General features: G+C 58.5%; 13 protein-coding genes. 12 read left to right on the top strand and 1 reads right to left on the bottom strand.

Features of this window, described 5'->3' with window-relative positions:
* Position 1: 1 nt before the first annotated feature.
* Entirely contained in the window at positions 2–925 is a 924-nt protein-coding gene (gene prmC / locus QM007_RS04045) for a peptide chain release factor N(5)-glutamine methyltransferase (RefSeq protein ID WP_283490665.1), read from the top strand.
* A gap of 15 nt (positions 926–940) precedes the next feature.
* Entirely contained in the window at positions 941–2,008 is a 1,068-nt protein-coding gene (locus tag QM007_RS04050) for an L-threonylcarbamoyladenylate synthase (protein ID WP_283490666.1), read from the top strand.
* On the opposite strand, the gene QM007_RS04055 is transcribed toward QM007_RS04050, so the two are convergent.
* Complete coding sequence (locus QM007_RS04055; protein ID WP_283490667.1) at positions 2,005–3,078, bottom strand: NAD-dependent epimerase/dehydratase family protein; 1,074 nt, start codon at positions 3,076–3,078, stop codon at positions 2,005–2,007. The two genes, QM007_RS04050 and QM007_RS04055, sit on opposite strands and share 4 nt — an antisense overlap.
* Before the next feature lie 251 nt (positions 3,079–3,329).
* On the opposite strand from QM007_RS04055, the gene QM007_RS04060 reads away from it, so the two are divergent.
* From QM007_RS04060 to atpA, 10 genes are all read left to right on the top strand, one after another.
* On the top strand, positions 3,330–5,180 hold the full coding sequence (locus tag QM007_RS04060) for a glycosyltransferase (RefSeq protein ID WP_283490668.1): 1,851 nt from the start codon (positions 3,330–3,332) through the stop codon (positions 5,178–5,180).
* Entirely contained in the window at positions 5,173–7,035 is a 1,863-nt protein-coding gene (locus QM007_RS04065) for a nucleoside-diphosphate sugar epimerase/dehydratase (RefSeq protein WP_283490669.1), read from the top strand. The genes QM007_RS04060 and QM007_RS04065 overlap by 8 nt, the downstream gene beginning before the upstream one ends.
* The gene (locus tag QM007_RS04070; protein ID WP_283490670.1) at positions 7,035–8,063 is read left to right on the top strand and encodes an MraY family glycosyltransferase; all 1,029 of its coding nucleotides are present in this window, start codon (positions 7,035–7,037) and stop codon (positions 8,061–8,063) included. The genes QM007_RS04065 and QM007_RS04070 overlap by 1 nt, the downstream gene beginning before the upstream one ends.
* 19 nt (positions 8,064–8,082) lie before the next feature.
* Positions 8,083–8,475, top strand: coding sequence for a hypothetical protein (locus QM007_RS04075; protein WP_283490671.1), 393 nt, complete (start codon positions 8,083–8,085; stop codon positions 8,473–8,475).
* A gap of 24 nt (positions 8,476–8,499) precedes the next feature.
* Positions 8,500–8,754 carry a hypothetical protein gene (locus tag QM007_RS04080; RefSeq protein ID WP_237236638.1) on the top strand — a complete coding sequence of 85 codons (255 nt, stop codon included), beginning with the start codon at positions 8,500–8,502 and terminating at the stop codon, positions 8,752–8,754.
* Positions 8,755–8,851: 97 nt separating this feature from the next.
* Complete coding sequence (atpB, locus tag QM007_RS04085; protein WP_283490672.1) at positions 8,852–9,655, top strand: F0F1 ATP synthase subunit A; 804 nt, start codon at positions 8,852–8,854, stop codon at positions 9,653–9,655.
* 135 nt (positions 9,656–9,790) lie between these two features.
* Positions 9,791–10,000 (top strand): ATP synthase F0 subunit C, encoded by a 210-nt coding sequence (gene atpE, locus QM007_RS04090; RefSeq protein WP_237187984.1) that lies wholly within the window; start codon positions 9,791–9,793, stop codon positions 9,998–10,000.
* Between the two features lie 51 nt (positions 10,001–10,051).
* Complete coding sequence (locus tag QM007_RS04095) at positions 10,052–10,597, top strand: F0F1 ATP synthase subunit B (RefSeq protein ID WP_237209876.1); 546 nt, start codon at positions 10,052–10,054, stop codon at positions 10,595–10,597.
* A complete protein-coding gene (locus QM007_RS04100; RefSeq protein ID WP_283490673.1) occupies positions 10,597–11,409 on the top strand; it encodes a F0F1 ATP synthase subunit delta in 813 nt (270 codons plus the stop codon). Before QM007_RS04095 ends, QM007_RS04100 begins: the two co-directional genes overlap by 1 nt.
* 156 nt (positions 11,410–11,565) lie before the next feature.
* Positions 11,566–13,191, top strand: a complete 1,626-nt coding sequence (atpA, locus tag QM007_RS04105) for a F0F1 ATP synthase subunit alpha (RefSeq protein WP_283490674.1) — start codon at positions 11,566–11,568, stop codon at positions 13,189–13,191.
* Positions 13,192–13,225 lie beyond the last annotated feature (34 nt).

Here is a 13,225-nt window from a genome sequence, read left to right on the forward strand (position 1 = left end):
CGTGGCTGATTTTAGCCTGGAGCCCGGCGAAGAGCTTGATTCAGCTCTTCGCCGGGCTGCGCTCTATCTTGGCGCAGCCGGTATTGACTCGGCTGCGGCTGACGCGCAGCTTCTTGCCGCTTATCTGCTGGAGAAGGACGTCGGTGAGCCGGTATCACGGGGTCGTGTTCAGTCCCTTGCCCTGCTGGGGCATCCGGTACCTGAGGGCTTTGACCGTCTGGTAACCCTGCGCGGTAAGCGCCTGCCCCTCCAACATCTGACCGGCCAGGCCCACTTCCGAGGCCTGACCCTGTCGGTAGGGCCGGGGGTTTTTGTGCCCCGACCCGAGACCGAGCTGCTGGTGGAGCACGCCCTCACCGCCTACCGGGGCATGGCTGAGGCCCTACCCGCTCAGCCCCTAGTGGTTGACCTGTGTACCGGGTCAGGTGCCATCGCAGCTGCCCTTGCTACTGAGCTAGCCGCCGATGAGCAGGTGCCGACCCCGCGCGTCCTCGCCGTTGAACTCTCGACCGAAGCTGCCGCCTGGGCCGAGCGTAACCTGGGCCCCGCCGGCGTGGAACTGGTAGCGGGCGATGCCCGTACGGCCCTGCCCGGGTACGAGGGAGCCGTGACCCTGGTGGCCTCCAACCCTCCCTATATCCCTGTCGGGGCAATTCCTAAAGATCCAGAGGTTCGCGACCACGATCCGGCCCTGGCCCTCTACGGTGGGGGAGAGGACGGCATGGAGCTACCTACCGCCATCGCAGCCCGAGCCTACGCTCTCTTAGCTCCCGGTGGCTACCTGATTATGGAGCACGCCGAAACCCAGCGGGAACTGATGCGTCAGGCCCTTGCCGCCGTCGGCTTTGAAGGTATCGAATCTATTGACGACTTCGCGGGTAAACCCCGTCACACCGCAGGCTACAAACCGCTACCAGGCACCTAAGAATGTGAAAGAATAATGAGCGTGAAAGCAACCATTGTTAGTGCAACCGACTCTGAGACCCTGGGCGACGCCATCGCGACCGCCAACTCGGCAATCGGGGCAGCCAAGACCATCGTGATTCCCACCGACACCGTGTACGGTATCGCCACCGACGCCTTCTCCGTTGAGGGCGTTGGGAACCTGCTTGCCGCTAAGGGCCGCACCCGGCAGATGCCCCCGCCGGTACTCATTTACGACCAGTCTGTGCTGCCGGGCTTGGCCGACGAGATTTCTGAGGACGCCCGCACCCTGGCTACCGAGTTCTGGCCCGGTGCTCTCACCCTAATTTTTTACTCCCAGCCTTCTCTGAACTGGGATTTGGGCGAGACCCAGGGCACCGTTGCCCTGCGTGTGCCTAATGACCCGGTTGCTATTGAGCTTCTGAAAAACCTGGGCCCCCTGGCTGTATCGTCAGCCAACAAGACCGGCCGTCCAGCTGCCACCACAGCCCAGGAAGCCATAGCCCAGCTGGGCGATGACGTGGCCGTTATCTTTGACGGTGGGCCCCGCCCCGAGAACCGTCCTGAGGACTTCGAAGCCAAGGACGCCCTACCTTCGACCATCGTGGACTGCACTTCGGATCGCCTGATTGTGGTCCGTGAGGGCGCAATTTCAGTAGAGCGCCTGCGCGAGGTCGTGCCCGGTGTGCTAACTCGCGCCGAGTTTGAGGCCCAGGAGAAAGCCCGCCGCGAAGCCGAGTCAGCTCTGGTAGCAAGCTCAGAGGCGATGGAAGATACCGAGTTTTCCCCCCGCCAGGTGGATGAGCCTGAGACAGAAGAGGTTGAGGCTGCCTCCCGCCAGGCCGCCGCTCCTGTAGCTGGTTCGCTCGCTGCGGGTCTGGTAGGCGGTGCTAGTGCCACCGTAGCCGTTGACCAGCGCCGTACCGCCAGCGCTCATGCCCCCGAGACCCGCGTGGTACAAGACAACACCAAGCCCTACCCGGTAGCTGATGCCCGTTCGCTGGTGTTCGGCACCCAGAAAGAAGCCCCCGCCGAACCGCTGACCGAAGCGGATGGCGAGGGCAACGAAACTCCTACCGACTAGTTTTCAAACTTGCGGTCCTGCCTGGTGCCCAGTGCGCTGTGGGCGGTGCGAAGCACCTCGCTCACCCGTGCTTGGGGCACCAGGCTATTTTTTTGAGCCCACGAATCGTCGATATCCTGACCGAACCACATCACCTCAACCCGGCGGACGGGCCCGGTCAGGCGGTCCCCCAGGAGCTCAGAGACCCTGTAACCGGTGGCGACCAGGGCCCGGCAGAGGGGGACCGGTAGGTGTAGAGGGCGGCGGCGTCCTGCGTCAATAAGGACGGACTCGGTGGTAGCCCCTTCCCAGGGCTGCATTACGATGGCGGGCAGGGGGCCAGTGAAACCTGCTACCCGGTAGACGAATTCTGCCAGGGCGTAGTTGGAGGAGACCGGGGTACGCCGCGGGGTGCGCCCTGCGACGGACGCCAGGGGGGAGGATGCGATTTTTGCGAAAGCCTCGGTGGTTCGGCGTCCGCGCCCCTGCACACTCGTGGCCCGGATAATGCAGATATCGACCGCGTGATCCCCGGCTACAGCGACGGGGGAGTGAGAGGGGGCTGCCGGGAACTCTGACGCTTCAGAGCCGGGAGCCTGCCCCTGAGCTGCTGTTTCTTCGATAAAGGCCCGCAGGGCCAGAAGCACCTCTTCACCCAGGGCCTTCGAGAAAGAGTAGGCAGAGAAAGGCTGCGGTTTTGCCTCTGCACTGAGAACAGGAACCCGCCCTAAGACGGCAGCAGAGCTCAGATGGATTACCCTGCTGACCCCTGTGCGCTGGGCAGCAATTGCAATGACCGCAGGCAGCAGGGCATTAGCGCCTAGCAGGGGAGCTAGGTCTTCCTGGTCAGGGGCAGCCAGGCCCGAAGCGTTGATGACAACCTCGCACCCGGCAAAAGATTCAGCGAGAGTATCAATAATGCCATCTAGCTGCCGGGCTTCGCGAATGAGCTGGTTGGCTTCTGCCGTACGCGTGAGTAAGCGGGGAGCCTCAACCGCATCGACCTGGACGCCTTCGGCAGCTAGCCGGGCTACAATCGATGAACCCACAAACCCGCTTGCCCCAATTACTTTCCATGTGGCCTGAGCCATGCCTTTACTCCGTCCGTACGGTGGTTACCGGTGGGGCGTCTGTGCCCCTACCCCTAGGGTGGCATAGGCCGGACCAAAAAACACGTAGGGCAGGCCACAAAGGGCTAAGGTTTGGGCTTCTAACCGCCTGCACTGGGATAATCCACAGGTGAGTTCGCTAAACTTAGATAGAGTTGTGTGCTTTGTGCCCTGAAACCGGGGCAAGCACGCCTGTGCAGGTGGCCTCACCCCACGAAAGGACCTGTTTGCCCATGGTATATGCCCCGACACCCCAGGTGCGCCCCCAGGAGCGCATTGTTGCTGTAGTGGTGACCTATAACCGCCGTGAGCTGCTTGAACAGACCCTAGCCGGGATAGAGGCGGGGGAGCTGACTCCCGATACGGTTATCATCGTCAATAATGCTTCTACCGACGGCACCGAAGAGTACCTGGGCGGCTATCGGAGTTCGCTGGCTACCGATATTGTGCATCTGCCGCAGAACGTGGGCGGCGCAGGCGGCTTCACTGTGGGCATCGACCGGGCCCTGAACCGGCATGCAGCAGATCTGGTCTGGGTCATGGACGACGACACCGAACCTACTGAGAACACCCTATCTGAGGCTTACCGGGCTTGGGCTGACTATTCCCCGGTGCGGGCAGAGCGCCCGGCCGTTGTGGCCTCTAAGGTGGTGTGGACCAACGGCCAGGACCACCCCATGAACACCATGCGTACCATGTTCGCAGCGGGCCCTGACCGTACCGCGCGGGCAGCCGCTGTGGGCGCCCGCCCTATCCGTTCGGCGTCCTTTGTGTCAATCCTGATGGACGCTGCCGCCATGCGGGCCACCGACCTGCCCCTGGCAGACTTCTTTATCTGGAACGACGACTTCGAATACACCACCCGCCTGATTCACCACAGTAACGGTATTGCTACCGAGCGGTCGGTAGCCCGTCACCACACCAAGACGTTTGGTACCACAGATGCCAAACCTGGCCCCCGCTTCTACAACGATGTACGCAATAAGCTCTGGGTTTTTTGTGCCCGTCGCACCCTAACCCCGCTGGAAAAGCTGCTCTACGGTGGCTCGACGGCCCGCCTGTGGGTTAGCACCCTGCTGCGCACCGATGAGAAGAAGACCTACACCGGCTACTTCCTCAAGGGGCTTCAGGACGCCGCTGCCGGCTATCGCTCCAACAGTGAGGTGCTGGACGGCGTCTACCAGCTTGAAACCCCCCAGCTGGCCCAGCGTATCAAAGCAAACTACGGGAGCGACCCTAAGTTCTCTGTCTTGATGAGTGTTTATGCCGGGGATCAGCCCGAGCACCTGCGCCTGGCCCTAGCCTCGAATACCGAGGGCCAAACCCTGCGTCCCAACCAGCTGGTGCTGGTGCAGGATGGCCCCGTGAGTGCTGAGCTTTCTCAAATCATCGCTGATTTTGAAGAGCAGAGCTCTCTGCCGGTGACCGTGGTACGCCTTGCCGAGAACTACGGGCTAGCTGCCGCTCTGCACGAGGGGCTTACCTACTGCGACTACGATATTGTGGCCCGGGCAGACTCAGACGATGTTTCTGCTCCTGACCGTTTTGCCCAGCAGGTTCCTCTGCTTGCCGCGGGCCAGTACGACGTGCTGGGTAGCGCCATGTACGAATTTACGGACGACCCCGCCCGCCCCGAGTCCGAACGGAAGGCTGTGACCGGGGCGAGAGCTATCCGCGAGATGCTTCCGAAACGCAACCCCATGCTGCACCCCACCGTGGTCTTCCGCAAGAGCGCCGTGGAGGCTGTCGGTAGCTACGTTGAGGTTCCTGGAGCCGAAGACTACTGGCTCTGGGCTCGCATGAGCCGCGCCGGGTTCGTCCTGGGCAATCTGAGCCAGCCCCTGGTGAGCTACCGGGTGGCCACCGCCTACACACGACGCGGGGGGATCCAGGCCCTGCGCAAGGACCTGCACATCCAGTGTAGGCTCTATACCGGGGGAGTGCTGGGTCCCGTCCGCTTCGCCCAGAACCTAGCCATACGCGGTGTCTACCGCCTAGCCCCAGAGGAACTGCGCACCCGGGCCTTTAGGGCTATGACCGGCCGAAACCCGCAGGGGAAGAAAGAGAAGGTCAGCAATGTCTAAAGAATCGTCCCCGCAGACCACCTCTATTCCCATTCTGACATCGAGCACTGAGCGGAAGACTTGGTGGAAGTACGTGCAGATGGGGCTAGACTCCCTAGCTTGGCTGATAGCCCTACCCGCTGCCTTTGTTTTGCGCTACGGTATGGATTTGAGCCAGATTGATGCAGGCGGGCTCACCACGGTTGCCCTGGTGATGGTCGCCCTACAAATTGGTGGGGGCCTGATGATGGGTCTCTACCGTGGCATCCACAGCTACGGCACCCTGCAAGAGGGGAGCAAGCTCTACCCCCTGATATTAGCTAACACCATCATTATGCAGATACTGCTGATGGTATCGTCCCGTGCCGTTGGTGTGCCCCGCTCGGTGGTGCTCATCGCTTTCCCCATTGCTGTTTTGCTGATGATGGGCTTCCGCTACAGCAAGCGAATCTATGAGGAAAAGACCAACCGCCCCAGCGGTAAAGATGTGCAGCGGGTGATTGTTTACGGTGCAGGTTTTCTGGGCCGCAACCTGATTTCAACCCTGATGACCGACCCCAAGGCCAAGTACCTGCCGGTCGCGATTGTTGACGATGACCGTTCGGTGCGTAACGCCCGTATTCATTCGGTAAAGGTTGAGGGAACTAGCGCTGATCTGGCCGCCCTGGTAAAACACCACCAGGCTACAAAGGTGCTCATTGCTATTGGCGAGGAGATCCCTGAACGACGCCTGGTCCGCATCGCCCAGAGCATGAAAGAACTGGGCGTAGAGACCATACGCATTAACTCTGCTGTTCCCGATATGGGCCAGTCCCGTCGCCGCAGCGAAGAGAACAATGAGCGGGAGCTTCTTGAGAAGATCCGCGGTACCATTGACTACAAGATCGACCATGACCTGATTCGTAGCTACGTGCAGGGTCGCCGGGTGCTTGTGACCGGTGCAGGCGGATCGATTGGCTCTGAGCTCTGCCGCCAGATTAATGCCTATCAGCCGGCTGAGCTTATGATGCTCGACCGTGATGAGTCCCTGCTCATGGATACCCGGTATTCTCTGACCGGCCTATCAAGCCTGGATGATCCCAGTGTGATTTTGGCGGACGTGCGGGATTTTGAGGCCCTAGAGGCGGTCTTTACTGAACGTCAACCTGAGGTTGTATTTCATGCTGCCGCCCTTAAGCATGTCTCTGCTCTTGAGGCTTACCCCAAGGAAGCCTATAAAACCAATACTCTGGGCACCGCAAACGTGCTTAAGGCTTCAGCTCAGGTTGATGTTCAGGTTTTTGTGAATATCTCGACCGATAAGGCTGCCGACCCCACTACTGCCCTGGGGCAGTCCAAGCGCAGCGCGGAAATGCTGACGAGCTGGTACGGCGAGCAGACTGGGCGAAACTATGTCTCGGTGCGCTTCGGCAATGTTTTTGGCTCTCGCGGTTCTATTAAGCCCCTCTTTACCAAGCAGATTCTGGACGGCGGCCCCCTAACCGTGACCGACCGGAACGCCACCCGCTACTTCATGCTGATTCCGGACGCCTGTCTGCTGGTCATGCTGGCCGGAGCAATCGGCTGCAGCGGTGAGGTTATGGTTCTCGATATGGGTGAGCCTGTCAAAATTCTCAAGGTGGCCGAGCATATGCGCAGCCTCTATGAGCGCTTCGATGTAGCCATCGACGTCATTGGCCTGCGCGCGGGCGAAAAGCGCGACGAGGTGCTTTTCGGCCAGGACGAGGTACACCAGCGCAGCGAAGAGAACGAAAATATCATGCGGGCTCAAGCCCCCAGGCTTGACCCCGCTGACCTTGACTATGCTCGCTGGCTCGAAAACTACCGTAGCCACCGCGGCTACGACCGGACCGAGCACCGGGGGCAGGAGGCCTAATGACTACATCAGACTTACAGGCCCTGGTTCTGGTTCCTACCCTTATCGCTTTTGGTGCGGGTCTGCTCCTACCTTTTGCCGTTCGTCCGCTCCTGCACCGTTGGAACCTAGTCGATATTCCTACTGCACGTTCATCTCACAGCGTCCCGGTTTTCCGAGGTATGGGGTTGGCAACAGCCCTTGCAGCCTTGCTTGGCTATCTTGTTGCTCTCGTTGACGGGCAGATTTTTACTGACCGGTCAATCGCCCTCTGCGTACTCTTGGGCATGGTGGCCTCGGGTGCGCTGGGCTGGGTGGAGGATTACCGCGGAGTCTCCATTAAGGTGCGCTTTGCTACCCAGCTGCTTATTGGTCTGACGGTCACCCTGGGAATGACCCTGATGCTGGGGACCTCCATCTTCTGGGTTCATCTAGGTATCTTTGCGATCGCCGCCTACATCAACGTGGTGAACTTTATGGACGGCATCAACGGCATCTCGGGTCTTCACGGATTTGCTGTGGGCGGGGCTTATGCCTACGCGGGCTGGGTAAACCAGATGCCCTGGCTTCTTGCCGGGGGAGCGGCCGTGGCCGCTGCCTACCTGGCCTTCCTACCCTGGAACGTACGCACGGGCAAGAATGTTTTCCTGGGGGATGCCGGTTCCTACTTCCTGGGGGGAGCCATCGCCTCTATGGCGGTGGGGGCCTTTCTCTCCGGGGTTTACGTCGAATATATTTTGGCCCCCCTGCTGGTGTATTTAGCAGATACTGGGAGTACTCTAATGCGCCGAATTGTGAGGGGCGAACAGTGGTACAAGCCCCATCGCACTCATGCCTATCAACGTCTAACAGATGCTGGTTTTAGCCATCTGGGTAGTGCTTTGCTTGTGACGCTCACTACGATTCTTGTAACGGCCATAACCGTGCTGGCTCTGCCTTTTGAAACCCAGAACGCTGTATGGTCTGCCCTGTTAGTTGTCCTTATCTTGGTCCTTTACATTTTTTTGCCCGCCATCCTTGGAAAGGTGCGTCAGAAAAGTGAGGGCTAAACCATTAGGCATTAACGAGATGCCCTGGCAGAAAATCTTCCGGGATGTCTCACTGGCTTTGGCTATCTTAGCCCTAGTCGGTACGATAGTTGGAGTACTTATCGCAGGTAAACCAGCTGCCGGTGGGGTCCTTACGGGTCTTACCCTGGTTTATCTCAGTTTCGCGGTCGGAATCATGGTTGTGATACCGGCTGAGAAGAAGTCGATGAAAGCGGCGGCAGCGGCTCTAGCGGCCATGTATCCGTTCAAGATATTGGTTTTCACCGGCCTCTTAGTGTTCGCCCCTATACCGCAGGATTTTCGTAATGGTTGGCTCTTGACCGGCGCCCTGGTGGCACTGGCAGCTCAGCTTGTCATTGAAACGAAAATTATCTCGAAACAGAGAATCCTCTATTTCGATTCGGTAGGATGAAACTAGGCAAAGGAGCATACACCTGTGGGCAACACCGACGATAAGTGGTATAAGCAAGATAAGCAGTTACGCTCTGCTGGCGATTTAGTCGCTGGTGGTGGAACAGCCGGGGCCTTTATGACACTTCTCTACGTCATGATAGGCATTGGTATCTGGAGTTTGGTAGGCTATGGTCTGGACCACTTACTGGGTACAACCTGGATTGCTTGGGTAGGCGGATTTGTTGGCGCCTTTGGTGGTATTTACCTGGTATTTATCCACATGCAACAGCAAAAATAAGACCAACTGGAACCGGTTGGCACACACACTTTTGATTCTTTAAACCTCTGAGGTTGCTGGAGCCAGCGGCCAACACGAAGCAATGAAAGGACTTGCCTTGATTTCAAACGGGCTAGTTGTCGCAGCGGGAGAGCAACAGGGCTACGTTCCGCCCACTATCGATGATATGCACCTGCCTGCCATCTTCACGATTGGTGATTTTGAGTTCAGCAAGCAGATGCTTCTGGTTATTCTGTCGGTGGTCATCGTTGCTGGCTTCTTCCTCTTCGCGGCCCGCAAGCGTGCCATGGTTCCCTCACGCACCCAGTTTGTGGGTGAAATGGGTTACGGTCTGGTCCGTAACAGCCTGGGTAAGGAACTGATTGGCGCTCACCACTACAAGCCTTTCGTTCCCCTGCTCTTCACCGCCTTCTTCTTTATTCTGGTGAACAACCTTTACGGTTCAATTCCCGTCATCCAGCTGCCCACCATGTCTCACGTAGGTTCTGCCTACGCCCTGGCAGCCATTGCTTACTTGACCTGGGTTGGCGTTGGTATCAAGCGCAAGGGTCTGGGCAAGTTCTTCAAGGATATGACTATGCCTTCCGGCGTTCCCCCGCTGGTTTACGTCATCCTGATTCCCATTGAGTTCATGTCTAACATGCTCATTCGTCCCGCAACCCACGCCCTGCGTCTCTTCGCTACTATGTTCGGTGGCCACTTGGCGATTATGGTTGCAGCCTCGCTGACCCAGTACCTGATTGTTGAAGCAGGTGGCATTGCTGCCATCGCATCGGTTGGTTCTGGTGCCCTGGGCCTCTTCCTCTACTTCCTGGAACTCATGATTCAGGTCATCCAGGCCTACGTCTTCACCCTGCTCCTTGCAGTCTACCTGCAGGGCTCGGTCTCCGAAGGCCACTAAATATATAGATTTTCTCCGTCGGGCCCACCGATGGACGAGAAAAGCAACCCGCTTTAGCGGGGAGTGTCCACATCAAAACTCTGCCCCTTACATACGACACAAACCCAAGGGGCACTGTGAAAGGAAACAAACATCATGGAACTCACCGGTTCACTTACCGCAGTTGGTTACGGCCTGTCAGCTATCGGCGGTGGCATCGGCGTAGGTCTGATCTTCGCAGCCTACATGACCTCCGTTGCTCGTCAGCCCGAGTCACAGAAGACTCTGCAGCCCATGCTCTTCCTGGGCTTTGCACTGGTTGAAGCACTGGCAGTTCTCGGCCTGGTTCTTGCGTTTATCAAGTAATTTTTGGCCCCGCCGAAAGATTGACCAAACTATAGAACAGGAAAACCCCCTATGTCTCACTTAATGGCAGCAGCAGAGGGCGCGAACCCTCTGATCCCCAATGTCTGGGAAATCGCCATTACCGCCATCGGGTTCCTGCTCCTCCTCTTCATCGTCAGCAAGTACGTTGTCCCGGCATTCGAAAAGATTTACCAGGACCGTAAAGAAGCAATTGAGGGTGGTCTAGCCAAGGCTGAAAAGGCTCAGGCAGAGGCCGCAGCAGCACGCGAAGAGTACGGCCAGCAGCTCGAAAGCGCTCGTCTGGAAGCTCAGAAGATTCGCGAAGAAGCACGCGCCGAAGGCGACGCCATCGTGGCAGAAGCTAAGGAGCGCGCAAACGCTGAGGCCGCTCGCATCACCGAAAACGCCCAGAAGACTATCGAGGCAGAACGTGCAGCTGCCGCAGCATCACTTCGTACCGAAGTTGGCGCTCTGGCAACTTCACTGGCTGGCAAGATTGTGGGCGAATCCCTCAACGATGATGAGCGATCCGCACGTGTAGTCGATCGTTTTCTTGCTGACCTTGACGCGCAGCAGCAGGCAGGTGCAGCCCGCTAATGTCAGCAGTATCGACTGAATCACTGAATAAGGTGGAACAGGTTCTGGTAGCCCAGCCTACCGACAACCCGACCCACCTCGCAGAAGAGCTCTTCGCTGTTGTTGATGTTATCGACAGCAACGGCGGGTTCCGGCGAGGTCTAACCGATCCTTCCCGCGAAGCAGCGCAGCGAGCAGGCATCGCCAGCTCCGTTCTGGGCGGCAAGATTTCCGACGCAGCTCTGGCCATCGTTTCTGCAGCAGCAGAAGCCCGCTGGAGCGAAGAACGCGATCTAGCTGATGCCCTCGAAACAACCGCTGTTACATCAGTAGCGCTTTCTGCTGAGCAGCGCGGAGGTGTCGATGCACTGGAGCAGACCGTCAACGAACTGCTGACTTTCATCAACACCGTTGATGCCTCAGCAGAAGCACAGGCTGCTCTTGCCGATACCAGGGCAAGCAAGGAAGCACTCAAGAAGCTGGCTGTCAGCCTCGGTGGCCGTGTAGCTACCGCTGAAGGCAAGCTTCTGCTAGAACGAGTTGCCACTGCGGCCCGCGGAACCACCGCAGCCCGTCTGGCTAACGAGTTTGTAGAAATCATCGTCAAGCGTCAAAACCGTTGGATCGCACGAGTAACCTCAGCAACCGCGCTGACTGCAGAGCAGATTGCAAAGCTGCAGGGGTCACTCAACAAGACCTACGGCAAGGAGCTGAAGCTCGACATCACTGTAGACCCCGCCCTTCTAGGTGGTCTACGTGTGCAGGTAGGGGACGAAGTCATCGATGGCTCACTGTCTACCAAGCTGTCGGAACTAGGCCGCGCTTTCGCATAGGCGATTTACACAGTCGAGACCTCGACGGTGATTTAGAAGATACACAGACGACAAGGGGTAAGGCTTAAAGCCTAATCCCGGCACGTCACACAAGTTTCGGTGGGTCTGCCGCCAGTCGGCAGGCACACCAACAAATTAGGAGAGCAGGGACATAAGATGGCCGATTTGACCATCAACGCCGATGATGTCCGTAACGCGCTGAACGAATTCGCAGCGTCTTACGAACCCGGCAATGCAGAGCGCGTAGAGGTGGGTCGTGTTGCATCAGCATCCGACGGCATCGCACGCGTTGAGGGCCTTCCCTCAGTAATGGCTAACGAGCTGCTTCGCTTCGAAGACGGCACCCTTGGCCTGGCACAGAACCTCGACACTCGTGACATCGGTGTCATCATCCTCGGTGACTTCACCGGCATTGAAGAAGGCCAGGAAGTTCACCGTACCGGCGAGGTTCTGTCAGTACCCGTAGGCGATGCCTACCTGGGCCGTGTTGTTGACCCCTTGGGCAACCCCATCGACGATTTGGGCGAGATTGAAGCCGAAGGCCGTCGCGCCCTTGAACTTCAGGCTCCCGGCGTTACCCAGCGTAAGTCAGTTCACGAGCCCCTCCAGACCGGCCTCAAGGCAATCGACGCCATGATTCCGATTGGCCGTGGCCAGCGTCAGCTGATCATCGGTGACCGCCAGACCGGTAAGACCGCTATCGCGGTTGACACCATCCTGAACCAGAAGGACAACTGGGCAACCGGTGACCCCAACAAGCAGGTTCGCTGTGTCTACGTTGCTATTGGTCAGAAGGCATCAACCATCGCAGCAGTACGCGAAACCCTCAAGCAGCAGGGCGCTCTGGAATACACCACCATCGTGGCTTCCCCCGCATCTGACGCTGCAGGCTTCAAGTACCTGGCTCCCTACACCGGTAGCGCCATTGGCCAGCACTGGATGTACGGTGGCAAGCACGTCCTCATCATCTTCGATGACCTCTCAAAGCAGGCAGAAGCCTACCGCGCGGTATCACTGCTGCTGCGTCGTCCTCCGGGCCGCGAAGCATACCCCGGCGACGTCTTCTACCTCCACTCCCGCCTGCTCGAGCGCTGTGCAAAGCTCTCCGACGAGCTGGGTGCAGGTTCAATGACCGGCTTCCCGATCATTGAAACCAAGGCAAACGACGTTTCAGCCTTCATTCCCACCAACGTCATCTCCATCACCGACGGCCAGATCTTCCTACAGTCAGACCTCTTCAACGCTAACCAGCGCCCTGCGGTCGACGTAGGTATCTCCGTCTCCCGTGTTGGTGGTGCAGCACAGACCAAGGCTATGAAGAAGGTCTCCGGTACCCTCAAGCTCGACCTTGCACAGTACCGAGCCATGGAAGCTTTCGCTATGTTCGCTTCCGACCTGGATGACGCTTCAAAGGCTCAGCTGACCCGCGGTGCTCGCCTCACCGAGCTGCTGCGTCAGCCCCAGTACACCCCCTACGCAGTTGAGGACCAGGTTGTCTCAATCTGGGCAGGCACCAACGGCTACCTCGATGACCTCGAAGTTTCAGACGTTCTGCGTTTTGAATCAGAGTTCCTCGACCACCTGCGCCGCTCCACCTCAGTACTGCAGGACATCGCAGCATCAGGCAAGCTCGAAGACGAAACCGTAGCAGCTCTCAAGACTGCCATCGTCGACTTCAAGCAGGGCTTCCGCTCAGAAGGCACCAGCCACCTCGTAGAGGCCGGTCACGAAGAGCATAAGCCCCTGTCAGACAGCGAAGTATCACAGGAAACCATCGGTTAGCGATTTTCCTAGCAGGTGAGATGCCCCTCCAACA

The organism is Rothia sp. SD9660Na, from assembly GCF_030064065.1.
Lineage (GTDB): Bacteria > Actinomycetota > Actinomycetes > Actinomycetales > Micrococcaceae > Rothia.